This is a genomic window from Halomonas sp. 1513, assembly GCA_001971685.1.
Taxonomy (GTDB): Bacteria; Pseudomonadota; Gammaproteobacteria; order Pseudomonadales; family Halomonadaceae; genus Franzmannia.
Genome location: CP019326.1, coordinates 1,152,052 through 1,177,438, shown reverse-complemented (window position 1 = coordinate 1,177,438; position 25,387 = coordinate 1,152,052). Strand labels below are relative to the sequence as shown.

Genomic DNA, 25,387 nt, shown 5'->3' with positions numbered 1-25,387 from the left:
TGATGTAATGGAATGCTAAATAATGAAAATAAATGTACTTGGCGCCAGCGGCGGGCTCGGGGCGGCATGTGACACCACGGCGATTCGCCTGGGCCACGCTACCCTGCTGGATGCTGGTACCGGACTGACCCGCCTGTCCGTCGACGACATCTTTGCCATCGAGCGCGTGTTCATCAGCCATGCGCACCTGGACCACGTCGCCGGTTTGCCGCTGCTGGTCGATGCCCTGTTCGAACGACTGAGCAACAGCGACAGCACCTTGAGCGTCTATGCGCTGCCAGAGGTCATCAAAACGCTGCAGCGGCACCTGTTCAATCAGCAGCTATGGCCGGACTTCGGCGCCCTGCCTAGCGTGCAGCGTCCGGTGATGCACTTCGTGCCGCTAGCACCTGGACAGGCTGTGAGGTTCGATGACGGCGAACCACTGGCGGTCACTGCCTTCCCGGTCTCCCACCGGGTAGCGGCATGCGGGTTTCGGGTCGAGTCAGCCGACATGCGGTTCGTTTTCAGCGGCGATACCACCCTCGACCCCTCCCTGGTCGAGAGTTTCGAGGCCTGCGGCGCCATCGACATACTGATGCAGGAGTGTGCTTTTCCCGACCGCCATCGGGCACTGGCAAAGCAAGCCGGTCATATGACGCCGGAGCTGGTTTCACAGCTGTTGGCCGCGCTGAGCCAGCGCCCTGCACAGCTCTGGATCAGCCATCTAAAGCCAATTTACCGTCGAGAGGTCATGGCGGAGCTCGAATCGGCACTGCGCGGCTACCACTGGCAGTGTCTGTGAATTCACACCAGAACAACGAAGCCGTTTGCCATGCCATACCCCGCTTGCTCAAGCCGTCAGCCCATGCGCTCGCTGCGCCTGGCGTTCACTACCCTCCTGCTGGCACTCATCTCGCAAGGAACACTAGCCCTCGATGGGCCGCTGGCAGATGCCCGCCAGCAACTCGAAGCCGATGCTCCCGAGGCGGCCTACCGGCAGCTTCGCTCCCTCGACCACCAGCACGCCGGCACGCCCGAGTTCGACTACTGGCTGGGCGTGGCCGCGCTGCGTGCCGGCCATCCTAGCGAGGCGTTGCTGGCCCTCGAGCGCGTGGTGCTCGCCGAACCGCGGCATGCTGCCGCACGCATGGAGCGGGTCGCTGCCTACCTGCGTCTCGGCCAGGTCGACGCCGCCGCGAGCGAACTGGAGCTCCTCGAGACGCTCGATCCACCCGCTCGGGCCCGCCAGGCCATGCAGCGCTACGAGCAGGCCATCGACGAGCAGCGCCAGCGCGACTCGCCGCCCCGACACCAGGCTCGGCTGATGCTCGAAACCGGCTACGACAGCAACGCCCAGCGCTTCCCGAGCCGCTTTCTGATCGACCCCAACCAGCTGATTCCCGAGGCCCTTCGCCCCCTTGTCGAAGAGGCCGACAGCATCGAACTGTCACGCCAGGCCAGCCACTTCCAGCGCCTCGCCGGCCAATATCGAGGGCACCTTCCCCTCGACGACGACCAGCGACTGCTGTTCGAGGCCGGCGTTCAGAGTCGCTACTATCAGCGCGAAGAGGCTCAGGCCTATAACCTCTCGGTGCTGCAGGGCCGCCTGGGGTGGCAGTATGATCTCGACGCCGAGCGTCAGGTATCGCTCTCCCTCGATGCCCTGAGGGCCTGGCAGGACACCGATTTTTCCCGGCTGATGCGCCGCTGGGGCGTAGTCGGCGAATACCAGCACCCCATTGGCCAGGACAGTCGGCTACGCTGGCACGGCCACGGATACGACAACCGTTTCGACCAGCGCTCCCTGAACGACCACCGGACTGCCGGCGTCGGCGTAGACCTGCGCGTGCCCCGGGAGGGTTGGGCGCTGCGCCTGCGCGGGCTCACCGAACGTGAGTGGGCCAGCTCGCACGGCACCGGCCACCAACGTGAAGGCGGCGATCTCGACCACTATCTGCTCGGCGTCGGCATCGAGATCCCCGTTGGCCATCGCCAGCAGTGGCGCCTCGACCTCGACCACCGCTGGCGCCACTACCGGGACGAGGGCTTCGCCATCTACAACGATTTCACGCCAGATGAGCGCCGCGACCGCAGCTGGGAGGCCAGCGTCGCCTGGTACATCCAACTGGATCGCGACTGGCTGCTGCACGCTGCCGCAGACTATGAGCGGCGTTACTCGAGCATCGATTTCTTCGACAGCCACCGCGTTCAGGCACGCCTGGGCCTCAGCTACCTGTTCTGACTCCGCGGCCAGCCGATCTTCATCAAGGTGACATTTCATGTATAACCTACCTCGTCATCGCCTAACCGCCCCTCGCCTGGGCAGCGCGCTATTCATCGGCCTGGTCAGTATGCCGGCCCTGTCCGACAGCCCCGCCGGCCAGCTGATGTTCGTTCACGGCGAGGCGCAGATCACCCGCGGCAGCGACGAGCGAGTCGCCAGCCGCGGTGACGCCGTCTATCCCGGCGACAGCATCGAGACCGGCCCCGCCGGCAGCGTGCAGATTCGCTATGAAGACGGCGGCACCCAGGCCATCAAGCCGGATAGTCACTTCACCCTCGAACGCTATACGGCAGATGACGCAGCACCGCAGGGCGCCGAGCAGCGTACCGAGCTGGTTCGCGGCGCCATGCGAGCCATCACCGGCAGCATTGCCGAACTGGCGCCGGAGAACGTCAACCATGACACCCCGGTCGCGACCCTGGGCATCCGTGGCACCAGTCTCGCCGCCCTGCATGTTCCCGAGCAGGGCTATGCGCCGCTGCCCGACGCCGAGCCCGGCACCTATCTTCGCGTCGAGCGTGGACTGGTGGCGATCATCACCGAAGGCGGCACCCGGCTTGCCCACCCCGGCGATGTGTTCTTCGCCGCCGACCCGCAGCAGCCGCCCCAGCTGCGGCCCGATGCCGGCGCCCTGTTCGACCAGCTCGGCCAAGTTGCACCAAGCGGCGCCACAGGAGCTGATCGAGGAGAGAGTGGTTCCTGGCTGGATACGACGACCGTCGGCTGGCTCGATGAGCAGAGAACGCAGAGCGCTGACCTTTATCGACAGCTCGATGCCGTGCAAACCGAACCCGAGCCTGGGCCCGAGCCCGAACCCGACTGGATCGACTACGATCCGCGCGATAGCGAGGTCCTGCTGAGCGCCAGCGATGGCGCCGGGCAATTCGGTGAGCTTTACGAGCAGAATGTCGTCCCCGAGGGGCTGGGCAGCTACGCGCTGGACGAAGGTGAGATCACCTGGGGCTACTGGGCGGCCGGCACCAGCCTACCCGACGACGATGAATCGCTGGCAGAATCACTGGCCTTTATCAGCGCCGCCCCGGACATGGCGATCAGCGATACCCTTCCGGACAGCGCCCTAGAAGCACTGCAACAGTTGCCAGAGGGAGTCTTCATCTTCGACTGGCAGGACGGCACGGCCCTGGTCGATCTCGCCGGCGAGCAAGACCCCATCCCTATCGAAGAGGGCGAGATATGGATGAGTCAATTTAGGGAGCTCGAACTATTTCTGAGCTTCGCAGAGGACATGGGAGAGCTGCGAGGCAGCGCCGACTTACCCGAGGACTTTAGCCTCGAGGGTGTGCAGCTGGAGATTTTCGGGGACAGCCTCTTCGACGGCGCCAGTCTCACCGGTCGCTATGCGGGCGAAGACGCCGAGGCCATCATGGCCATTATCGAGGCCTGGAACGACGACGCCATCTTCAGCGGCGGCGGTGTCTTCGAGCGTGATAACTGAGTTGTTCGTCCTCTGGGGAGGCGACAGGGCCCAGCGGCTCGTAGATGCATAGCGGCTGCTCGCGGCCCTTGACCCGGACCCGGTCCAGCCGCCGAAACGCCCATTTGGGCGCCCTGGCCACCACCGACTCGCTGACGATCAGATCGACGCCGTACTCCTTGGTCAGCCCTTCGAGGCGCGAGCCAAGATTGACGTTGTCGCCCATCACCGTATACGCCATGCGAAAGCGCGAGCCCATGTTGCCGACGCTCATTTCGCCGCTGTTGAGGCCGATACCCATCGACAGCGGCGGCTTGCCCTCGGCGCGCAGCTCGCGGTTGACCTCCTCCAGCGCCTCGCGCATCGCCCAGGCCCCGTGCAGGGCGTTGTCGGCGTGGTCAGGATCATGCAGCGGCGCGCCCCAGAAGGCCATCACCGCATCGCCCATGTACTTGTCGATGGTGCCACCGTGACGATGAATGGCGGCGGTCAGCGGCGTCAGCAGGCGGTTCATCACCGCGGTCAGTTCGCGCGGCGGCAGCGACTCGGAAAACGCCGTGAAGTCACGCATGTCCGAGAACAGCACGGTCAGCTCGCGCACCTCGCCTGCGAGTCCAAAGTCCTCGTCGCTGTGCACCATGTCGTCGACCAGCGCTGGCGGTACATACTGACCAAAGCGCGCCGCCACCCACTGCTTGTGCCGATGACTGCGCAGCAGGTTGCCGCTCAGGTGCCAGACGAGTTGCAGGACCATCAACACCAGCAGCGAGGCTATCGGCAGGACCAGCCCCTGCTGCCATGCCCACCAGTTGCCGGCCAGCGTCAGGGCGACCAGACCCAGGCTAAGCGCCATCAGCCAGGGCGCACCGAGCAGCGGATAGAGCACCACCATCAGCGCTCCCATACCCACCAGCGTAACCAGCTCGGCACCCGCCACCCAGGGCGGCTCGGCCCGAAACGACTGATGCAGCATGCCAGCGAGCAGGTTGAGGTGAATCTCCGGGCCTGGAAATACTGGGCCCATCGGCGTGGCACGCAGGTCCATCAGTCCTGGCGCCGACGCGCCGAGGATCAGGCTCGCCCCGGCCAGCTCGCCAGGTTCGACTTCACCCTCGAGCACGTCGACGGCAGACACGTAGTCGAAGTGGCCGCGCCGACCGTACCAGGGCACGAGCGCCGCACCCTGACCATCCACAGGAATCTCGAAACCGCCCACGTCGAGGGCTTCGAGCTGTGCCTGACCAGCGCCCTCGGCGACGACCGGCACCACGTCTGGATCGCCCAGCAGGCTCAGCAGCATCGCCAGCGGCAGCGCCGGATACACCTCACCCTGCCAGCGCTGCAGCATCGGCATGCGGCGATAGACGCCATCCTCGTCGACGCGCGGATTATCGAAGAAACCACCGCTCAGGGCCGCCTCCTGCAAGACCGCCACGTTGCCGGTGTAGCGGCTCGGCTCTGGAAGCGTTAGGTGATGGCCGTTGGTGAGCCTCGCCGGCCCGGGCAACATCCCGGTTGACGCCAGCGCAGTGGCCGGCATATCCGCCTGGAAATAGTGGCCGAGCACCACCGGGTAGCCTTGGATGGCCGCGGCTAATTGCTGATCACCATCCTCGGGTGGTGGTGCGGCCTCAAGCGCCGGGTACTGCTCGCGTAGTTGCTCCCAGGAGGCCTCCCACAGCGAGGCTTCAGGCTCGGCGAAGACCACGTCGATGCCCAGCAGCGCCGCGTCATGCTCGTCGAACAGCGCCTCGACCAGTTCCGCCAGTAGAGCTCTGGGCCACGGCCACTGGCCCAGCGCCTGGAGGCTGCGCTCGTCGATATCGATGATCTTCAGGTTGGCGTCGCGGGTGCCGATCGGATCGAGGCGCACCCGCTGGTCGTAGGCCTGCCACTCGACGCGTTCGAGCAACGCTACCGGCAACACCTCCAGCGCCGCGGCCACCACCAGCGCGACGAGCGCTACACCGCCCAGGCGCTGCCAACGGCGATCCATGGCTCCCTGCCTGCGCTTACCTGCCACACTGCCCCCTGGATCCCGATGTGCATTGGAAGATAGTTGCCTTCACCTCAGCCTACCGCGGGGGTCGACAAACCAAAAGCGCCCCGCCAGAGCGGAGCGCTTCTCGATGCTGTCGGTACTCAGCAACGTCGGTCAGTCGCGATACACCGGCAGGCGCGCGCAGACGGCTTCTACCTTGGCCTTGACCTCGGCCTCGATGCCATCGGTGCTCTCGCCCTTTGCCATCACGTCGAGGATGTCGCAGATCCAGCCGGCCAGGTCGCTGCACTCGGCCTCGCCAAAGCCGCGGGTGGTCACCGCCGGGGTGCCGATGCGCAGGCCCGAGGTCACGAACGGGCTCTGCGGGTCGCCGGGCACGGCGTTCTTGTTGACGGTGATATGCGCACGGCCCAGGGCGGCGTCGGCGTCCTTGCCGGTCAGGCCCTGCTTGACCAGCGACAGCAGGAAGAGGTGATCCTCGGTACCGCCGGAGACCACGTCGAAGCCGCGCTCGATGAATACGCCGGCCATCGCCTGGGCGTTCTTGACCACCTGCTGCTGGTAGGTCTTGAAGCCCGGCTCCATGGCCTCCTTGAAGCAGATCGCCTTGGCGGCGATGACGTGCTCCAGCGGGCCGCCCTGGCCACCCGGGAAGACCGCTGACTGCAGCTTCTTCTCGATCTCGGCGTTGCCCTCGCTGGAGAGGATCAGGCCGCCGCGCGGGCCGCGCAGGGTCTTGTGGGTGGTGGTGGTGACCACGTGGGCATGGGGCAGCGGCGTGGGGTAGACGCCGGCGGCGACCAGGCCGGCGACGTGGGCCATGTCGACCAGCAGATAGGCGCCCACCTCGTCGGCGATCTCGCGGAACTTGGCCCAGTCGATGATCTGCGAGTAGGCGGAGAAGCCGGCGATGATCATCTTCGGCTGGTGTTCGCGGGCAAGCTTGGCCACCTCGGCATAGTCGATCAGGCCGTCTTCACCGAGGCCGTACTGCACGGCGTTATAGTGCTTGCCGGAGAAGTTGGGCTTGGCGCCGTGGGTCAGGTGGCCGCCGGCGTCGAGGCTCATGCCGAGGATGGTGTCGCCGGGCTTGACCAGCGCTTGGAAGACCGCGCCGTTGGCCTGGGAACCGGAGTGCGGCTGGACATTGGCGTAGCTGGCCCCGAACAGCTGCTTGGCATAGTCAATCGCCAGCTGCTCGACGATGTCGACGTACTCACAGCCGCCATAGTAGCGCTTGCCGGGATAGCCTTCCGCATACTTGTTGGTCAGCTGGCTGCCCTGAGCTTCCATCACCCGGGGGCTGGCGTAGTTCTCGGAGGCGATCAGCTCGATGTGCGCTTCCTGACGTGCGACTTCTTTTTGCATCGCATCGAGCAGGGCGTCATCGAAACCGGCAATGGTCATATCACGGCTGAACATCGTCGTGGGTCCTCAATCGGGGGCGAACGATAGGAGAAATCGAAGGGCACCATGATACCCCAGCCCATGCCCCCTTTCACATGAAAGGGGGTCATGGGCGCCCGAGTATTTCTCACCTTCGCTTTAGCCAGGCTAAACCCGCGCCAGCGGTCATGCTTCTCCGAGCAGCCCCAGACTCTGCATCGGCGTCTGGCGACGCACGTTGCGCGACAGCGTGTGGCCGATCACGCCGATCAGCAGCGCACCGCCCAGCGGCAGGGTCAGCCACAGGCCCCAGTGGATCCTCGGCGCCAGGTCGAACCAGGCGAGATAGACCCCGGCTGCGGCGAGCTCGGCGAGCAGCGCCCCCATCAGGCCGCTGGCAAAGCCTAGGATGGCGAACTCGGCCCCCTGGACCCGCGAGATCAGGCGGTCGCCGGCGCCGAACACCCGCAGCAGACCGCTTTCGTGTGCCCGCGTCGGGCGACTGGCGGTGAGGGCGGCATATAGCACGCTGATACCGGCCAGCAGCACGAAGCCGAGCACGAACTCCACCGCGCGGGTCACCTGGGTCAGCAGCTCACGCACCTGACCGAGGATCGCCTCGACGTTGAGCAACGACACCCCGGGGAACTCGCGCACCAGGGCGCGGCTGATGTCGTCGCGCTCGCGGTCGAGATGGAAGGCGGTGATGTAGCTATGGCCGTAGCGCTCCAGCACCTCGGGCGGGAAGATCACGAAGAAGTTGGGCCGGAAGCTGTCCCAGTCGAGATTACGCAGGCTGGTGAGCTCGCCGACGATCTCGTCGCCACCGATGCTGAAGGTCATGGTGTCGCCAAGCGCGAGGCCGAGCCGCTCGGCGAGGCCGTCCTCCACCGAGATCGGCACCCGCCCTTCGCCCACACCGGGGCCGGCGTCGAACCATTCGCCGGCGACCAGCCGGTTGCCGTCGGGCAGCGTCTCGCGCCAGGTGAGGTTGAGCTCGCGACGCAGCGAGCCGTCGCCGCGGGCGTCGGCGGGCACCGCGTCGCGCGGCGTCTGGTCGTTGATCGCCGAAATCCGCCCGCGCACCATCGGGTAGAGGGTAGTGCGCTCATCGACGGCATCGTCGAGGGTGTCGATGAAGGCGTCACGCTCGCCGGGCTGGATATTGATGGCGAAGTAGTTGGGGGTGTCCTCGGGCAGTTGATCCTGCCAGGTGCTCAGCAGATCGCCGCGCACCAGGGCGATCATCGCCATGGCGGCGAAGGTCACCGAGAAGGCCAGCAGCTGGCCGAGGCTGGCGCTGCGCCGCCGCGCCAGCTGCTGGGCACCGAGGCGCAGCGCCTGGCGTTTGACGCCCCCCTGGGGCAGGCGCGTGGCCAGCCGCAGCACGCCACCCAGCAGCAGCGCTCCCAGCCCCCACAGCACCACCAGCATCACCAGGCCACCGGCCAGCAGGCCGAAGGCGAGCTGCGGATCACCGGAGTAGAGCCACAGCAGGCCACCGAACACCAGGCTGGCCACCGCCACCACCAGCCACGCCGAGGCCGGAAGCGGGTCGAGCTCGCGGCGCAGCACCTTGAGCGCGCTGACGCGCTTGAGGCGCAGCAGCGTGGGGCCGGCGAAACCGGCCAGCACCGCCAGCGCGGTCAACACGCCTAGCAGCAGCGGCAGCGGCCCCGGCGGCGGCAGCTCGATGGGCAGAAAAGCCGTCAGCAACCACAGCAGCCCGGCCTGGCCGGCCAGCCCCAGCAAGGCACCGACCGCCGATGCCGCCAGCGCCAGCCACAGCAGCTGCAGGGCGAATAGCCGCGTCAGCTGGCGCTGGGTGGCGCCGAAGCAGCGCAGCAGCGCGGCGGTATCCAGGTGGCGTTCGACGTAGCGGCGCGTGGCCATGGCCACTGCCACCCCGGCCAACAGCACCGCGGCCAGCCCGGCCAGGCTCAGGTACTGCTCGGCGCGGGCCAGCGCATTGCCGAGCTGGGGGCGGTCGCGACGCACATCGCGAATCTCCACGCCCTCGGCGGTCAATTCGCGCAGCTGCGGCGTCACCGCGTCGATCGCCGCCGGTGAGCCGCGCGCGAGCAGCGAGAACTCGATCCGCGAGCCGGGCTGCACCAGGCCGCTGGCCTCGGCGTCCGCCTGATGCATCATCAGGCGTGGGTTGAAGTTGGCAAAGCCCCCGGACTGGTCGGGCTCGCGCTCGACCAGTCCGCTCACCTGCAGCTCGACGTCGCCAACGCGCACGCTGTCGCCCGGCGCCACGTCCAGCAGCTGTGCCAGCCGTGGCGCCAGCCAGGCTTCACCGGGAGACGGCCCATGCGCCACCTGCTCGACACCCTCGCCGGCGTCGAGATGCACCTCGCCATACAGCGGGTAGCGATCATCGACCACCTTGAGGCTGGCGGGCTGGAAGGCATCGTCGACGCTGACCATGGAGACCATGCCGATCTGCTCGCTGACCGTCAGGTCGTTCTCTTCCAGCAGCTGGCGCAGGGCGTCATCGAAGGGCCGCCCCTGCTCCAGTGCCAGGTCGCCACCCAGCAGTTGACCGGCCTGACGCTCCAGGCCACGCTCGAGGCGGTCGAGGAAGAAACCAATCATGGTCGACGCCGCCACCGCCAGCGCCAGCGCCACGAACAGTGCGCGCACGTCGGCGGCACGCAGGTCACGCCGCATGCCGCGCAGCGACCAGCGCAACGCGCTCATGTTGCCGGGCTGGGGCGTATCCAAAGTAGAACGTTCGGCGACGCTACTCATGCCTCGACCTCGTCCAGCACCAGCGGCTCGAGCCGCCCGTCGTCGAGGCGCAGGCAGCGGTCGCAGCGGCGTGCCAGGGCGTGGTCGTGGGTGACCAGCACCAGGGTAGTGCCGGCCTCGCGGTTGAGCGCGAACAGCAGATCGATGATGCGCTTGCCGGTGCCCGGGTCGAGGTTGCCGGTGGGCTCGTCGGCGAATACCAGCTGCGGGTCGGCAACGAAGGCCCGAGCGATGGCCACGCGCTGCTGCTCACCGCCGGACAGCTGCTTGGGCAGGTGGCCGAGACGCTCGCCCAGACCGACCCGGGTCAGCCAGTCGCGGCCGCGCTGCTCGCTGTCAGTCAGCGGCGCCAGCTCCAGCGGCAGCAGCACGTTTTCCAGCGCGGTCAGGGTCGGCAGCAGCTGAAAGTTCTGGAACACGAACCCCACGCGTCCGGCGCGCAGCTGCGCACGACCGTCCTCGTCGAGACGCGCCAGCGGCTCACCAAACATGCTCAGCTCGCCGCGAGTTGGCTGATCGAGGCCAGCCAGCAGCCCCAGCAGGGTCGACTTGCCGGCACCGCTGGCACCGAGAATCGCCAGGCTTTCTCCGGGGAACACATCCAGGTCGAGATCGCTCAGAATGGTCAGCGGCTTGTCGCCGCTGGTGACCTGCTTGCCCAAGCCTCGGGCGTGTAGAATCGCAGTAGCATCCGTCTTCAAGGAGTCTGACATGACAAGCGGTTTCCCTGTGCTGGGGTTTGCTGGTGATCTGAAACACGTTATCGGCCGCACGCTGCTCGCGGGGGCGCTGAGTATTACCGCCATCATCGCATGGCCGACGGCGCATGCCGACACGCCCCCCACCCTGCTGGTGCTGGGCGACAGCCTCAGCGCGGCGTACGGCATCGAGCAGGAAGAAGGCTGGGTGCACCTGCTCAACGAACGACTCGACGGCGAGGTACGCGTCGTCAACGCCAGCATCAGCGGCGAGACCACCGCCGGCGGTGCCGAGCGCCTGCCCGACCTGTTGGGACAGCACGAACCGCAGTTGGTGCTGCTGGAACTGGGCGGCAATGACGGTTTGCGCGGGCTGCCCCCGCGGCAGATGCAGCAGAACCTGGCCGGCATGATCGAGGCCAGCCAGTCTGCCGATGCCGAGGTGCTGCTGCTGGGGATCGATATTCCGCCCAACTACGGCCAGGCCTACCGCGATGCTTTCACCGGTGTCTACCTTAGTCTCGCCGAGGAGTACGACGTCCCCCTGGTGCCCTTCCTGCTAGAGGGCGTGGCGCTGGAAGAGGGCCTGATGCAGTCCGACGGCATCCACCCCACCGCCAGTGCCCAACCGGTGATTCTCGACAACGTCTGGCCGGCGCTGGAACACTGGCTGGAGCAGCATCAGCCCGACGTGCAGTGACGCATCAGCTAACGCCGGCTTCGGCGGGGGCCGGCGTTTTCTGCCACTGCTGCAGGCCAAGCCCGCCAAGAATCAGCACCAGGCCGACCAGAGTCGAGGGCATGATCGGCTCGCCAACGACCAGAAACAGCAGCAGCAGCGAGACCGGCGGCGACAGGAAGATCAGGTTGGCGACCCTGGCCGTGCGCGAGATGCGCTGTACGGCAAACTGCCACAGCACGAATGCCACGCCCATCTCGAACAGCCCGACGTAAACCCCCGCCGACAGGCCCGCCCAACCGTGCCACTGCAGCCCAGGCCCGAGGGTCAGCAGCAGCAGGGTCAGCACCGGCAGACCAACGCTGAAGTTCTGCCACTGGGCGACCAGCGGCGGCCGCCGGTCGCGAGCATTGAACAGCCAGTAGAGCGCCCATAGCAGCGTCGACGCCAGCGCCAGGGCCACCCCGAGCAGATCGGCGAAGGCCACGTTGAGGACCGCGCCCCGCGTGGCGATCACCCATACCCCGGCGTAGGCAATCAACCCGGCCGCCATGTCGATGCGGGTCAATCGCTGGCCGAGGATGGGGACCGCCAGCAGCGCCATGGCCAGCGCCCAGGTGTAGTTGAGCGCCATGGCTTCCTGCCCTGGCAGGCGGTCGTAGGCGGCAAACAGCACCAGATAATAGGCCAGCGGGTTCATCAGCCCGGCCCAGAGCGCGGTGCGCCAGCCGTGGCGCAGCGCATGACCGATCAACCCCTTGCGCGCAACCAGCAGGCCCATCAGCACCCAGGACACCAGCGCTGCGAGCCACAGCAGCTCCAGCGGCGACATATATCCTAGCGCCACCTTGAACGCGGTGGCGACCGTCGACCATAGCGCCACGGCCCCCAGTCCGCACAGCATTGCCTGACGTTCCTGTGTCATTCCCTCTCCTTGGCCGCGGCGGTTCAGCGGTCGATATGGCCCAGATCACGCTGGGGATCGAGGCGGTCGCGTACCAGCCGCTTCAGCGCCTTGCTGTCGGGAAAACCGTCGTCGCGCTTGCGCTCCCAGATCGATTGGTCGTCGTAGAAGATCTCGAAATGACCGCCGTGGCTGGGCACCAGCGCCACCTCGTCGAGGGCTTCGCCGAAGGTGGAGAGCAGCTCCTGTGCCAGCCAGGCGCTGCGCAGCAGCCATTGGCATTGAGTGCAGTAGTGGATACGGATGCGTGACATCGCGGCCGTCCTGTCGCAACAATGAAGCTCTCGATGATAGCAGCCAAGGAGCCCGCATGGCCGCACCCGACATCAGCCAGCGTCGTCTCTACGAATGGCTGACCGGCGACGACGACAGCCGCATGTGCAAGGACATCCCCGAGGAGGCCTGCGATGAGCAGCCGCGAAATTTCTTCCTGCACCTGCTGGCGGCCCTGGGCAACAAGCTGGCCGACGAACTGGCCAGCGCCAGGCTGGTGCTGCCGTGGCTGCTAGGCGTGATCGGTGCCCCGCTGTGGATGGTGGGGCTGCTGGTACCGATACGCGAGTCCGGCTCGCTGCTGCCGCAGCTGTTCGTGGCCGGTTTCATCCGCCTCAAGCCACAGCGCAAGTGGGCCTGGGCCCTGGGCGGCGCGCTGCAGGCGGTCGCCGCACTGCTGCTGGCCCTGCTGGCATTGTTCGGTAGCGGTGGACTGGGCGGCGCGCTGGTACTGCTGGTGCTGGTGGCACTGTCGCTGGCGCGGGGGCTGTCATCGATAGCCACCAAGGACGTGCTCGGCAAGACCATCAGCAAGCAGCGCCGCGGCACCCTGATGGGCTGGAGCGGCAGCGTGGCCGGCGCCGCGACCCTGCTGGCCGGCGGCGTGCTGATGCTGTTCGATGAGCGCCCCGGGGAGCTGGCACTGGCGGTGCTGCTCGGCGTGGCGGCATTGGGCTGGGCGTTGAACGCGCTGTGTGCTGCGCGCATTAGCGAAGTTCCGGGTGCCGTGGAGGGCGGCGAGAACGCCTGGGAGAGCATCAAGCTGGGGCTGCGCCTGATGCGCGACGACCGCGACTTCCTGCACTTCAATCTGGCCCGTGCCCTGCTGCTCGCCAGCGCCCTGGCACTGCCCTATATCGCCCTGCTCGGCCAGCAGCAGAGCGGCGCGGCGCTGGGTGGGCTGGGTGTTTTGATCGTGATTTCGGGGCTTGCCGGGATGCTGGCAAGCCCGCTATGGGGCAAGCGCGCCGATGCGTCGAGCCGCCGGGTGATGCGCGACGCCGGCCTGGGGACCACGCTGTGTTGCCTGCTGGTGGCCAGCATCGCCTGGCTGCCCGCCGCCTGGAGCGAAACGGTGTGGCCCTATGCGCTGGGCTACGGGCTGCTGGTGGTGGTGCACGCCGGCGTGCGCCTGGGACGCAAGACCTACCTGGTCGATATGGTCGGGCAAGACAAACGAGCGCTCTACGTGGCGCTGTCGAACACCCTCACCGGTGCGCTGATGCTCGCCGTGGGGGGCATCATCGGCGCCCTGGCGCAGTGGCTGGGGACCACCGCCCTGCTGGCGATACTCGCCGTCACCGCACTGGGCGCCGCCATTTGCGCCCAACGCTTGCCCGAGGTCGAGCAGTGAGTTCCTGGGCCATAAAACGCCAACACGTTGAAATGCCAGCCGCGTCTGGCCATTATGTAGCCAGATGAAGGTTAACGAATTCGGGTACGACAGGAACGCGCGCGCATGAAGAGACCGCCCATGATCAGCCCAGCCCTGCTGGAACGCATCGTCGATGCCTCGGAAGACGGCATCGTGGTCGCCGAACAGGAGGGTGATGAAAACATCCTGATCTATGTCAACCAGGGCTTCGAGCGCCTGACCGGCTACAGTGCCGACGAGATCCTGTACCGCGACTGCCGCTTCCTGCAGAACGACGACCGCGACCAGCCGGGGCTGGATAACATCCGCCAGGCACTGGCCGACGGTCGCCCATGTCGCGAGGTGCTGCGTAACTATCGCAAGGACGGCACGCTGTTCTGGAACGAGCTGTCGATCACGCCGGTCTACGATGATGCCGACCAGTTGACCTACTATATCGGCGTTCAGAAGGACGTCACCGAGCGCGTCGAGGCCCAGCTCGAGGTCGAGCGTCTGCGCGCCGAACAGGGCCGCTGAGGTCCACCTGCCCGGGCCACGAAAAAAACCGCTCTTCCCCCCTTGCCCTGCCCAGCCGTCGAGGCTATAAGGCCATCAGGATGTCAGGTCATCCTGGTGGCAGCTACGCACTGCCGTCGAGCGCTATCTCCCGACAGCATCGTCGAGATAGCCCTATCGATCTTTCGACCGGTCATGGGAGGCATCGCATGCGCCGAGATCATCTCACCAACACCCTCAGCGACGATCAGGACTTCTTCGACGCCGTCAACGACGAGCGCTATCCGCCGGAGCAGGAGGGCCGCACTCGCAACGCATCGCGTGCCGATACGCTACGCGCCCGCCGCCAGGTCGAGAGCCTGCTCGAGGAGCGACGCCTCAAGCGTGCCATCGAGGACGACTGGCGGCTCGACGACGAAGAAGAGTAGCGCCAAGCGAGGCATCATCATGGGCGGCGCCACTGGGTAAACTGGCCATTCGCCGCCCCGGCCACTATCATCGTGGCCACTGAAACCCCGCAACTTAGATGGAATCCCATGGCGCAATACGTCTACACCATGAACCGGGTGGGCAAGGTCGTGCCCCCCAAGAAGCATATTCTCAAGGACATTTCGCTGTCCTTCTTCCCGGGCGCCAAGATCGGCGTGCTGGGCCTCAACGGCGCGGGCAAGTCGACCCTGCTGCGGATCATGGCGGGCGTCGATACCGAGTACGAGGGCGAGGCGCGCCCGATGCCCGGCATCAATGTCGGCTACCTGCCCCAGGAGCCGCAGCTCGACGATGCCAAGAACGTGCGCGAGACCGTCGAGGAGGCGCTGGGTGAGATCAAGGACGCCCAGCAGAAGCTCGACGCCGTCTATGCGGCCTATGCCGAGCCGGACGCCGATTTCGATGCCCTGGCCAGCGAGCAGGCGCGCCTGGAGAACATCATCGAGGCCTCCGACGCCCATAACCTGGACCGCAAGCTCGAGGTCGCCGCCGAGGCGCTGCGCCTGCCGCCCTGGGAGGCCCAGGTCGGCAACCTCTCGGGTGGCGAACGCCGCCGGGTAGCGCTGTGCCGCCTGCTGCTGTCGAGTCCCGACATGCTGCTGCTCGACGAGCCCACCAACCACCTCGACGCCGAGTCGGTGGCCTGGCTGGAGCGGTTCCTGCACGACTACAGCGGCACCGTGGTAGCGATCACCCACGACCGCTACTTCCTCGACAACGTGGCCGGCTGGATTCTCGAGCTGGACCGCGGCCAGGGCATCCCCTTCGAGGGCAACTACTCGCAGTGGCTGGAATCCAAGGAGAAGCGCCTCGAGCAGGAGGCCAAGCAGGAAGCCTCGCGCCAGAAGGCGATCAAGCAGGAGTTGGAGTGGGTGCGCTCCAACGCCAAGGGGCGCCAGGCCAAGAGCAAGGCGCGCCTCAACCGCTTCGAGGAGATGCAGTCCGGCGACTTCCAGAAGCGTAACGAGACCAATGAGATCTACATTCCGCCCGGCCCGCGTCTGGGTGACAAGGTCATCGAGTTTCACGGCGTCAGCAAGCGCTTCGACGACAAGCTGCTCTACCAGGACCTGTCGTTCAGCGTGCCCAAGGGCGCCATCGTCGGCATCGTCGGCGGCAACGGCGCCGGCAAGTCGACCCTGTTCAAGCTGATCACCGGCAAGGAGCAGCCCGATAGCGGCGAGGTGGTCCTCGGTGACACCGTGGACATCGCCTACGTCGAGCAGCTGCGCGACGCCCTGGACGACAAGCAGACGGTGTGGGAAGCGGTGTCCGGCGGCCAGGACATCCTCAACATCAACGGCTATGAGGTCTCGTCGCGCGCCTACGTGGGACGCTTCAACTTCAAGGGCAACGACCAGCAGAAACGACTCAGCGAGCTCTCCGGCGGCGAGCGAGGGCGCCTGCAGCTGGCACAGACCCTCAAGCAGGGGGCCAACGTGCTGCTGCTCGATGAGCCTTCCAACGACCTCGATATCGAGACCCTGCGGGCGCTCGAAGAGGCGCTGCTGGCCTTCCCCGGCTGCGCCATGATCATCTCCCACGACCGCTGGTTCCTCGACCGGGTGGCCACCCACATCCTGGCCTTCGAGGGTGACTCCGAGGTGGTGTTCTTCGAGGGCAACTACCAGGAGTACGAAGAGGATCACCGCCAGCGAGTGGGCAACGACACGCCCAAGCGCATGAAGTACAAGCGCATCGACGCCTGATCGTGTCCTGCTGAAACACACAAGGCCCCGCCGAATGGCGGGGCCTTGTGGTTATCGCCCTCTGGGCGAGCCGGGCATGCCTCGAGGGTCAGCGCCTACCGCGAATCAGCGAGACCACGAATAGCACCAGAAATAGTACGAAAAGAATCTGTGCAATGGTCGATGCAACCCCGGCGATGCCGCTGAAGCCGAGTACGGCGGCGATCACGGCAATGATCAGAAACAGCATGGCGTTGCCAAGCATGGGAACTCCTTTCCTCGGTTATCGATCCTCCGGATCCGAATGGCGACCCGGTACGCTCATCGACCGACATCGTCCTGTCGGCCATCGACTACTAGCCTTGTACGTATTGACCGACGCGTCAAGTCAGCTTGGGTAAGCCGGCGCCTGACACTCGGTTACGAATACAGCGACGGCTCGCCCTCCGGGCGGGTCTTGAAGCGCCGATGCAGCCACAGGTACTGCTCGGGGTGCTTGCGTATCGCCGCCTCGATAAAGGCGTTGATGCGCGCCGCGTCGGCAACCTCATCGCCGCTGGGGAAGTTCTCCAGCGGCGGCAGGTACTCGAGGGTGTAGGTGCGATTGTCCGGGTTGCGGTGGAACATCAGCGGCATTACCGGCGCGCCGGTCATGCGGGCGATCTTGGCGGTGAGCTTGATCGAGGCGGCCTCGACGCCGAAGAACGGCGCGAACACACTGACGTCGCGGCCGAAGTCCTGATCCGGCGAGTACCAGACGTGATGGCCGGCCTTGATCCGTCGTACCACCCCACGCAGGTCATGGCGATCGATGGCGGTGCCAAAGATGCGCTTGCGGGCGCGGGTCATGAAGCGTTCGAACAGCGCGTTATTGTGGGGGCGATAGACCACGTCGGCGGGAAAGAACAGCGAGTGTAGCGCTCCCCCAAGGTCCAGGGTGGAGAAGTGCACGCCGATGATCAGCGCCCCCTTGCCCTCCGCCTGTACTTTGGCCATGTGCTCCTGCCCCTTGAAGGTCACGCGATGGCGCAGGTGCTCCGGGTCACGGCACCAGCCGGTGGCAGTCTCGAGAATGCCGATGCCGTTGGCCAGGAAGGTGTCGCGCACCAGCCGGCGCTGGGCGTCGGCGTCGAGCTCGGGAAAGCACAGCGCGATATTGGTCTCGGTGATACGCCGCCGGCGCTTGGCCAGACGCCAGGCGAGCCAGCCGATAGTGCGCCCGACGGCCAGCTTGAGCCGCCACGGCAGCCAGGCACCAACGCGCATCAGACCGATGGCGAGTGCGGCACCCCAGTAGCGTGGGTGGAGGAACGACGAGGGAGCATCCTTGGACATGGTGGTCTCGCAGCTGAAATCAGCCGCCATGATACCGTCTCGGGACCCTCGGCAGCACCCCGGTGAGCAGGGTATAGCTGATCGTGGCACAGTGGCGCGCCACCTCGTCCACCGACAATAGCGCGCCGTTGCGGGCCCGGCCCCACAGCACCACCTCGCTGCCGATATCGGCGTCGGCAACGTCGGTCACATCCACCGTCAGCATATCCATCGACACCTTGCCAGCGAGGGCGCAGCGCTGGCCATTGACCAGCACGGGGGTACCGTCCTCGGCGTGGCGGTCGTAGCCATCCCCGTAGCCGCAGGCCACCACGGCGATCCGCGAGCGTCGCGGCGACCGCCAGCGACCGCCGTAACCCACCGGCTCGCCCGCCTCCAGCTCGCGCAGGGCAATGATCTCGGAGCGCAGCGTCATCACCGGGGCCAGACGGCGGCTGGCATCGCTGGCCGCCTCGAGCGGGTCGCTGCCGTAGAGCATCACGCCGGGACGGTTCCAGGCCCCGTGGGCCTCGGGCCAGGCCAGCGTGGCCGGGGAGTTGGCCAGGCAGGTGGGAGCATCGAGCTGTGCGGCGAGGGTCTTCAAGAGGCCAAGCTGGTGCCGAAAATAGCCCGGATCGAGGCTGTCGGCGGTAGCGAAATGGCTCATCAAATGCAGGTCGCAGACCCGATCATCGGCCGCCGCGAGCCGCGCCCACTGAGCGGCCAGCTGCGCGGGAGGAAAGCCCAGCCGATGCATCCCCGAATCGACCTTGACCCACACCGGCAACGGCCGCGCCGGGCGATAGGCGAGCAGCGCATCGACCTGCCAGGCGCTGTGCACCGCCGTCCACAGCCCGAGGGCCTCGATGCGCTCCAGTTCGGCGGCCTCGAAGAAGCCCTCGAGCAGCATGATCGGCGTCTCGATCCCCGCTGCACGCAGCGTCTCGGCCTCCTCGATGCAGGCCACCGCCAGCGCCGGCGCCAGCTCCACCAGCGCCTTGGCACAGGATACCAGGCCATGGCCATAAGCATCGGCCTTGAGCACGGCGACGGCCCGACTGTGCGGGGCCAGATCCCGCGCCAGGCAGTAGTTGTGACGCAGCGCGTCGAGGTCGATATCGGCGATCAACGGACGGGCCATCAGGGGCTCCCACGCATGAAATGAACGCCATGATTATTTGGCATTCCCATGGCAATTACACGAAATAAAACGCCATATTTTGGAGAAAATATGGCGCCTTGGACTGCTTTTAAAGCAATAAAAAGAACAACGCCCCATCAGGCGGGCGGCGCGGGGCGCGTGCCGATATTCATCGCCGGGTGATCGTCACCCGCCTCGTCGGGCAGATCCAGGGAGATCCCCTGACTGGCATCGAGCCATTGGTTCACCCCCTGGATCGCCTCGCCGTCGAGGGTGCCGGACTGCTGGCGCAGCTCGAGCAGTCCCAGCACGTAGTCATAGCGCGCCTCGGCGTAGTCGGCGATGGCGTTGAACAGGTTCTGCTCGGCGTTGAGCACATCGACGATATTGCGCGTGCCGACCTCGTAGCCGGAGCGTGTCGCATCCAGCGCACTCTGATTGGAGGCGATCGCCTGACGCCGCGCCTCGACGGTCTCCACATCGTTGCTGACCTGGGTATACAGCGAACGCACCTGCTGCACGGTGTCGCGGCGCTGGGCCTCGAAATCGTACTGGCTGACCTCCAGGCCAAAGGTGTTCTGGCGGATCTGGGCGCTGGTGGTGCCGCCGGTATAGAGCGGCACGCTGGCGCGCAGCCCCAGCTGGCTGTCGGAGTTGTAACCCGACACGCCGCTGCGGTCGGTGTCCGAATACTGGTAGTTGGCGAACGCCTCGAGGGTCGGCAGACGCCCGGCGCGGGCGATGTCGAGGTCGCTACGCGCCACCTCGATACCCGCTTCGGCCATCATCAGCATGGGGCTGTTGAGGAGCGCCATCTCGACCCAGGCATTGCGCTCGGCCGGTGACGGCGGCTCCACCGGCAGCTCGTCGGAGAGGCCGTCGATGCTCGCATAGCGCTGGTCGGTGAGGCGCTCTAGGGCCTCGAAACTGATCTGCAGGGCATTCTCGGCGGCGATCCGCTGGGCCCGCGCCAGGTCGAACGAGGCCTGCGCCTCGAACACGTCGGTGATCGCCGTCAGGCCGACCTCGAAGCGCTCCTCGGCCTGCTCCAGCTGGCGACTGATGGCGGTCTCCTGAGAGCGTCGCGCCTCGAGGATATCGGCAGCGCGCAGGATCTCGAAGTAGGCGCTGGCCACATCGAACAGCAGCTGCTGCTCGGCGACCTCGAGCGACAGCGCCTGCTGGCCGGTGAGCCGCTCGGCGCGCTCAAGCTGAGCGAATCGGCTGGCATCATATAGCGCCTGGCTGGCATCCAGGCTGATGCTCAGCGAGTTGAAGTCCTGCTCGTCGTCGACCACCAATCCATCGCCGACACCGCCAGGGTCCCCCACCTGACCACCGCGCCCCTGGGATGAATAGGTGCGGTTGTGTGTCAGGCTCGAGCCGGCGCTGAGCTGCGGCAGCAGACCGCCGCGCTCGACGTCGCGGCCGGCGCCAACCCGCTCCAGCTCGGCCCGCGCCGAGGCCAGCCCGGCATCATTGAGCAGTGCATCGCGAGCCACGCTGAGCAGGTCGGTGGCCTGGGCCGGCGCTGCGGCCAGACCGATCAACAGCACCAGCCAGCGCCGGGCAGGAAACGGGGAAGTGCGATTGGATGTCATGGCGGTTCTCATTCGGTCCTTAGCGGTATGCCCCGTGTCGCCAGCCAGCGGCGCATGACGGGTGTGCAAGGCGTCTCTCGGCAATCATCGCCTGGCGAGGTGCAAATAACATGCAACGCGGGCGGCCTTGGCCACCCGCGCTGAGAGCATCGTTTTCGGTCACCGTCACTCGAAGATGGCGTCCAGCGACAACCCCTGCTTCTCGAGCATGCGCCGCAGCTTCTTGAGTGCCTCGACCTGGATCTGGCGCACGCGCTCGCGGGTCAGGCCGATCTCCTCACCGACCTCTTCGAGGGTCGCCGCCTCATGGCCGCGCAGGCCGAAGCGGCGCACCACCACTTCCATCTGCTTCTCGGTGAGTTCGGCCAGCCACTCGTCGACGTGCTGCTTGACGTCGACGTCGACCAGCGACGACTCGGGCCCCAGGTCGTTGTCGTCGGTCAGCGTCTCGATCAGTGGCTTGTCGCTCTCGCCGCCCATCGGATAGTCCACCGAGGAGACCCGCTCGTTAAGCCCCAGCATCTTCTTGACCGTGGCCACCGGCTTGTCGAGGAAGTCTGCGATCTCCTCGGCGGTCGCCTCGTGATCGAGCTTCTGGGTCAGCTCGCGCGCGGCACGCAGGTAGATGTTGAGTTCCTTGACCACGTGGATCGGCAGGCGAATGGTGCGCGTCTGGTTCATCAGCGCCCGTTCGATGGTCTGGCGAATCCACCAGGTAGCGTAGGTCGAGAAGCGGAAGCCGCGCTCGGGATCGAACTTCTCTACCGCGCGGATCAGGCCCAGGTTGCCCTCCTCGATCAGGTCGAGCAGCGACAGGCCACGGTTGAGGTAGCGCCGGGCGATCTTGACCACCAGGCGCAGGTTGGACTCGATCATGCGCGCCCGACCGGCAGGGTCGCCGGCCTGGGCCAGGCGGCCGTAATGCACCTCTTCTTCGGGGGTCAGCAGCGGCGAGAAACCGATCTCGTTGAGGTAGATCTGGGTCGCATCGAGGCTGTGGTGATAGGTGTTTTCCTCACGATTGAGGGCCTTTTCGAACTCCTGCTCTTCCTTGGCACTGGTGACTTCCTCGTCGTCAATGACGTCGTCGACGATCTCTACCTCGGCGTTGTCGACGTCCTGAAGGTCCTGTTCGATCATGCTCATATCACTACCCCGTTGTGCACTGCCCGGTCATGCCGGCGACTCATCGGGCATCACGAACGTGAGCCGCCGCTGTCTGTTGTTGTTGTACCGCGGGCCATCGACATCAGCGCGATGGCAAATAATCCAGGGGGTCCTGAGGCTGGCCGTTGCGGCGCACCTCGAAGTGCAACTTGACGCTGTCGGCATCGGTGTCGCCCATGGTGGCGATGGTTTCACCGGCTTCGACCACGTCGTTCTCGGCCACGCTGAGCGTGTCGTTATGGGCATAGGCGCTGAGATACTCATCATTGTGCTTGAGGAGGATCAGGTTGCCGTAGCCGCGTACGCCACTACCCGCATACACCACGATGCCGGGACCTGCTGCCTTGACAGGTTGCCCCTTTTGTCCGCCGATATCAATGCCGGCGGTAATGCTGCCGCCCTCGCCGAAACGACCGATCAATTCACCGTCCGCCGGCCACTGCCAGTCGACCTCGGCCACCGGCGTGTAGCTGCGCTGGCTGCGCTCGCTGGAAGGCCTCTCGGCCTGCCCCGCCACCGCGGTGCCGGCGTCGCTATCCTGAGTATCGCCGCTGGTCGATGACGGCTGTGTGTCACTGACCTGGGGTTGGGGATCGGGCTCGGGGTCGGTGCCCGCCTCCTCGCTGGCCGCCACGGCCACCTCAGTCGGTGCGGCATCGCGCTCGGCTTGCTCACGCTCAGCCTGCTCGCGCGCCAGGGCCTCGCGTTCGGCTTGATCGCGCTCGCTCAAGCGGCCGTCGGCGCCGGGGCTCGAGTAGTCGAATAGCGGCCCCGGCGCATCGCTGGGGGCCTCAACGGTGCCGGCCATTGCCGCGCCCTCCAGGGCTTCGGCGCTGGTGCCGGAATCCTCCAGCGGCTGCGCCGTGAGGCGGCGGTTGCGCTCGATGGTCGCCTCATCCGGCGCCAGCCAGCTCAGGTCGCCGTCCTGCTGGTCGACGTCCACGGCCCCGCTGACCTGCACGCCGCGCTGGCGCTCGCCGTCGCGGCTCTCGACCTGGGCGCCTTCGGCCAGGCGCAGCTGCTGCCCCGGCTGTAGCCGATAGGGAGGGCCGATATCGTTGAGCTGGGCCAGCTCACGAAAGTCCATGTCGTGGCGCCAGGCAATGCCGTAGAGGGTATCACCGGCTTCCACGGTGTACTGGCTGGCCGGCGACTGCTCGCGGCTCATGGTCAAATCGCGCACCTGCACGCGCTGGGTATCGCCGCCCTGCTGTGCCGCACAGCCGGTCATGGCCAGCGCCACGGCGGATACGAGTAAAGCCTTACGCATCGGAACCTTCCTCCTCATGCCGGCGCGCCGGGGCCTGGTTCCCACGGCTGATCGCCAACACCAATAACAGCCCCGCCAGCATCAAGGCCAGCGCGGGAATCAATTGTGCCGAACCCCCGACGAGCACGGCGTAGTCGCCGGGCAGCAAGTAGCGGTAGTCCAGCGGAATCATCTGATCGCCTGCGCCCAAGCGGTAGCTGACCAGTTCACGCCATGGCCACAGCAGCGGCAGCGAGCCGACAATGAAGCCGATCAGCAGCTGCAGGGTGGCGGTGTGGTAGGCGCGCAGCAACCACGACAACAGTCGCGAAAAGAAGAACAGCCCCAGCGCGCAGCCGGCGCCGAACTGCAGGATCAGGGTCAGATCGAAGCCACGAATGCCGGCCATGACCGGGCCATACAGGCCCATGGTCAGCAGCAGGAAGCTGCCCGACACCCCGGGCAGCAGCATCGCGCTGATGGCGATCGCGCCGCCCACCACCAGCATCAGGTAGTCGGCACCGAGCAGTTGGATGAGCGGCATCAGTGCCGGCAGGGCCCTGGCCAGCAGCAGTCCCCCCACCAGCGGCAGGATATGCCACAGCCGCCAGTCCGGCAGGCTGCGGCTCACCACCCAGGCCGACGCGGCCACCAGGCCGAAGAAGAAGGCATCCAGCAGCACCGGCTGCGCCTCCATCAGCCACACCACTAGATGCGCAACACTGATCAGGCTGGCGGCAATGCCCAGCACCAGCGGTATCACAAATCTCAGGTTGAGATGGATGGCGAGCTGGACCAGGCCGCCTCGCCGCCAGGCAACGAAGGCGCTGGGGCCAAACTGCTTGATCGAATGGATCAGCTCCTCGTAGATGCCGGTGACAAAGGCGATGGTGCCCCCGGAGACGCCGGGCACCGCATCGGCTGCGCCCATCCCGGCACCCTTGAGAAACACGGACGTATAACGCTTCAACGAATGACTCCTTCCAGCAGCGGCACAAAACGTACTCCTTCGAGCCGCTGGTAATCGAATCGTGCCCCGCGGCGACGCACCCGGGTCAGCCATTGGCGACCGTCGGGCGCTTCCAGCGGGGCAATCAGGACGCCGCCATCGGCCAACTGCGCCAGCAGCGCCTCGGGCAGCTCGCTGGCACAGGCGGTCAGCAGGATGGCGTCATAGGGCGCCGCCTCGGGCCAGCCGTGGCCACCGTCGGCGAGGCGCAGGCGTACGTTGTTGGCGCGCAGCCAGCGCAGGCGCTGGCCGGCGCGCTGATGCAGGGCATGGATACGCTCCACCGACCACAGCAGCGGCACCAGTCGCGACAGGATCAGCGTCTGGTAGCCGGAGCCGGTGCCGATCTCCAGCACACGCTGCGGCGCCTCGGCTACCACCAGCTCGGTCATGCGCGCCACCATCCACGGCTGCGAGAGGGTCTGGCCGTGGCCGATGGGCAGCGCGGTGTCCTCGTAGGCGCGATGCGCCAGCGCCTCGTCGAGAAACAGGTGGCGCGGCTCGCGGCCGATCACCTCGAGCACCTCGAGATCGTCGATGCCCGCCGCCGCCAGGCGTGCCACCAGGCGGTCGCGGGTGCGCTGCGAGGTCATGCCGACCCCGCGTAGTCTGTCGCGGCTCAAATCAGGTGAGTGCATCCAGCCAGCCTTGAACGTCTTCACGTGCCGCATGTCGGGTCAGATCGGTCTGCAGCGGCGTAATCGACACATAGCCCGCCTCGACGGCGGCAAAGTCGGTATCCGGACCATCATCGGCATTCTCGCCCACCGCCGCAATCCAGTAACGCACACGGCCGCGGGGATCCTCGACCTTCATCGGCCGCGCGGCGGGGCCGCGAAAGCCCAGCCGGGTCACCTTGAAGCCACGGATCTCCTCCCACGGCAGGTCCGGCACATTGACGTTGAGCAGGCTACGCGGCGGCAGCGAGAGCTGCTCGGCGCCGCCGATCAGGCTCGCCGCGACACGCCCGGCGGTCTCGAAGTAGCGGGTGCCGACCAGCGACATGGCAATTGCCGTCATGCCCAGGTTGCGCCCCTCCATGGCCGCCGCCACGGTGCCCGAGTAGAGCACATCGTCGCCCAGATTGCCGCTGTGATTGATGCCCGACACCACCAGGTCCGGCTTGTCGTCCCAGACCCCGTTGACGCCCAGATAGACACAGTCGGCGGGGGTGCCGTCGACGCTGTAGAAACCGTTGTCCATGGCGCTGAGCGCCAGCGGCCGGGTCAGGGTCAGCGAGTTGCTGGCGCCGCTCTTGTCGCGATCCGGCGCCACCACCCGCAGCCTGGCGTGCGGGCTGAGCGCCTGATACAGAGCGTGAAGGCCGGGCGCATGCACGCCGTCGTCGTTGGACAGTAACAGTTTGCGCATTCAGGTCTCCCGCTGGCGATAAGGGTCG

Annotated in this window: 23 protein-coding genes; 8 read left to right on the top strand and 15 right to left on the bottom strand. The window is 66.5% G+C overall.

The features are described from left to right. Positions 1–22 precede the first annotated feature (22 nt). The 3 genes from BWR19_05425 (at position 23) to BWR19_05415 (ending at position 3,722) form a co-directional block, all read left to right on the top strand. Entirely contained in the window at positions 23–784 is a 762-nt protein-coding gene (locus BWR19_05425; protein ID APX92424.1) for a hypothetical protein, read from the top strand. Between the two features lie 63 nt (positions 785–847). Beyond that, positions 848–2,224, top strand: a complete 1,377-nt coding sequence (locus BWR19_05420) for a hypothetical protein (GenBank protein ID APX92423.1) — start codon at positions 848–850, stop codon at positions 2,222–2,224. A 37-nt stretch (positions 2,225–2,261) separates the two neighbouring features. After that, on the top strand, positions 2,262–3,722 hold the full coding sequence (locus BWR19_05415; protein ID APX92422.1) for a hypothetical protein: 1,461 nt from the start codon (positions 2,262–2,264) through the stop codon (positions 3,720–3,722). On the opposite strand, the gene BWR19_05410 is transcribed toward BWR19_05415, so the two are convergent. The 4 genes from BWR19_05410 to BWR19_05395 form a co-directional block, all read right to left on the bottom strand. Then, the gene (locus BWR19_05410; GenBank protein APX92421.1) at positions 3,688–5,697 is read right to left on the bottom strand and encodes an adenylate/guanylate cyclase domain-containing protein; all 2,010 of its coding nucleotides are present in this window, start codon (positions 5,695–5,697) and stop codon (positions 3,688–3,690) included. The two genes, BWR19_05415 and BWR19_05410, sit on opposite strands and share 35 nt — an antisense overlap. A gap of 159 nt (positions 5,698–5,856) precedes the next feature. After that, positions 5,857–7,125 carry a serine hydroxymethyltransferase gene (glyA, locus tag BWR19_05405; protein APX92420.1) on the bottom strand — a complete coding sequence of 423 codons (1,269 nt, stop codon included), beginning with the start codon at positions 7,123–7,125 and terminating at the stop codon, positions 5,857–5,859. Positions 7,126–7,275: 150 nt separating this feature from the next. Next, the gene (locus tag BWR19_05400) at positions 7,276–9,795 is read right to left on the bottom strand and encodes an ABC transporter permease (GenBank protein APX94910.1); all 2,520 of its coding nucleotides are present in this window, start codon (positions 9,793–9,795) and stop codon (positions 7,276–7,278) included. Between the two features lie 47 nt (positions 9,796–9,842). After that, the gene (locus tag BWR19_05395) at positions 9,843–10,559 is read right to left on the bottom strand and encodes an ABC transporter ATP-binding protein (GenBank protein APX92419.1); all 717 of its coding nucleotides are present in this window, start codon (positions 10,557–10,559) and stop codon (positions 9,843–9,845) included. Here BWR19_05395 and BWR19_05390 point away from each other — a divergent pair. Further along, positions 10,558–11,244, top strand: coding sequence for an arylesterase (locus BWR19_05390; protein APX92418.1), 687 nt, complete (start codon positions 10,558–10,560; stop codon positions 11,242–11,244). The genes BWR19_05395 and BWR19_05390 overlap by 2 nt on opposite strands. 4 nt (positions 11,245–11,248) lie before the next feature. Here the strand turns inward: BWR19_05390 and BWR19_05385 are convergent, their stop codons facing one another. After that, entirely contained in the window at positions 11,249–12,148 is a 900-nt protein-coding gene (locus BWR19_05385; GenBank protein ID APX92417.1) for an EamA family transporter, read from the bottom strand. Positions 12,149–12,171: 23 nt separating this feature from the next. Beyond that, complete coding sequence (locus tag BWR19_05380) at positions 12,172–12,441, bottom strand: selenoprotein W-like protein (GenBank protein ID APX92416.1); 270 nt, start codon at positions 12,439–12,441, stop codon at positions 12,172–12,174. 56 nt (positions 12,442–12,497) lie between these two features. Between BWR19_05380 and BWR19_05375 the strand changes: the two genes are divergently transcribed. The 4 genes from BWR19_05375 (at position 12,498) to BWR19_05360 (ending at position 16,528) form a co-directional block, all read left to right on the top strand. After that, entirely contained in the window at positions 12,498–13,814 is a 1,317-nt protein-coding gene (locus BWR19_05375; protein APX92415.1) for an MFS transporter, read from the top strand. A 105-nt stretch (positions 13,815–13,919) separates the two neighbouring features. After that, on the top strand, positions 13,920–14,351 hold the full coding sequence (locus BWR19_05370) for a hypothetical protein (protein APX92414.1): 432 nt from the start codon (positions 13,920–13,922) through the stop codon (positions 14,349–14,351). A 188-nt stretch (positions 14,352–14,539) separates the two neighbouring features. Beyond that, positions 14,540–14,758, top strand: coding sequence for a hypothetical protein (locus BWR19_05365; GenBank protein ID APX92413.1), 219 nt, complete (start codon positions 14,540–14,542; stop codon positions 14,756–14,758). A gap of 108 nt (positions 14,759–14,866) precedes the next feature. Continuing rightward, positions 14,867–16,528 (top strand): energy-dependent translational throttle protein EttA, encoded by a 1,662-nt coding sequence (locus BWR19_05360; protein APX92412.1) that lies wholly within the window; start codon positions 14,867–14,869, stop codon positions 16,526–16,528. A gap of 88 nt (positions 16,529–16,616) precedes the next feature. Here the strand turns inward: BWR19_05360 and BWR19_05355 are convergent, their stop codons facing one another. The 9 genes from BWR19_05355 to BWR19_05315 form a co-directional block, all read right to left on the bottom strand. After that, complete coding sequence (locus BWR19_05355; protein ID APX92411.1) at positions 16,617–16,772, bottom strand: DUF1328 domain-containing protein; 156 nt, start codon at positions 16,770–16,772, stop codon at positions 16,617–16,619. 155 nt (positions 16,773–16,927) lie between these two features. Next, positions 16,928–17,842, bottom strand: a complete 915-nt coding sequence (locus tag BWR19_05350; GenBank protein ID APX94909.1) for a lipid A biosynthesis acyltransferase — start codon at positions 17,840–17,842, stop codon at positions 16,928–16,930. A gap of 19 nt (positions 17,843–17,861) precedes the next feature. Further along, entirely contained in the window at positions 17,862–18,962 is a 1,101-nt protein-coding gene (locus tag BWR19_05345; protein ID APX92410.1) for an alanine racemase, read from the bottom strand. A gap of 137 nt (positions 18,963–19,099) precedes the next feature. Then, on the bottom strand, positions 19,100–20,575 hold the full coding sequence (locus BWR19_05340; GenBank protein ID APX92409.1) for a type I secretion protein TolC: 1,476 nt from the start codon (positions 20,573–20,575) through the stop codon (positions 19,100–19,102). 153 nt (positions 20,576–20,728) lie between these two features. Further along, positions 20,729–21,709, bottom strand: a complete 981-nt coding sequence (locus tag BWR19_05335; GenBank protein APX92408.1) for an RNA polymerase sigma factor RpoS — start codon at positions 21,707–21,709, stop codon at positions 20,729–20,731. Between the two features lie 103 nt (positions 21,710–21,812). Next, the gene (locus BWR19_05330) at positions 21,813–23,000 is read right to left on the bottom strand and encodes a peptidase M23 (protein APX92407.1); all 1,188 of its coding nucleotides are present in this window, start codon (positions 22,998–23,000) and stop codon (positions 21,813–21,815) included. Then, positions 22,993–23,949: a DUF368 domain-containing protein gene (locus BWR19_05325; protein APX92406.1), complete on the bottom strand. Its 957-nt coding sequence runs from the start codon at positions 23,947–23,949 to the stop codon at positions 22,993–22,995. Before BWR19_05325 ends, BWR19_05330 begins: the two co-directional genes overlap by 8 nt. Next, complete coding sequence (locus tag BWR19_05320; GenBank protein ID APX92405.1) at positions 23,946–24,626, bottom strand: protein-L-isoaspartate O-methyltransferase; 681 nt, start codon at positions 24,624–24,626, stop codon at positions 23,946–23,948. Before BWR19_05320 ends, BWR19_05325 begins: the two co-directional genes overlap by 4 nt. Further along, positions 24,613–25,359 carry a 5'/3'-nucleotidase SurE gene (locus tag BWR19_05315; GenBank protein ID APX92404.1) on the bottom strand — a complete coding sequence of 249 codons (747 nt, stop codon included), beginning with the start codon at positions 25,357–25,359 and terminating at the stop codon, positions 24,613–24,615. Before BWR19_05315 ends, BWR19_05320 begins: the two co-directional genes overlap by 14 nt. Between the last annotated feature and the right edge of the window lie 28 nt (positions 25,360–25,387).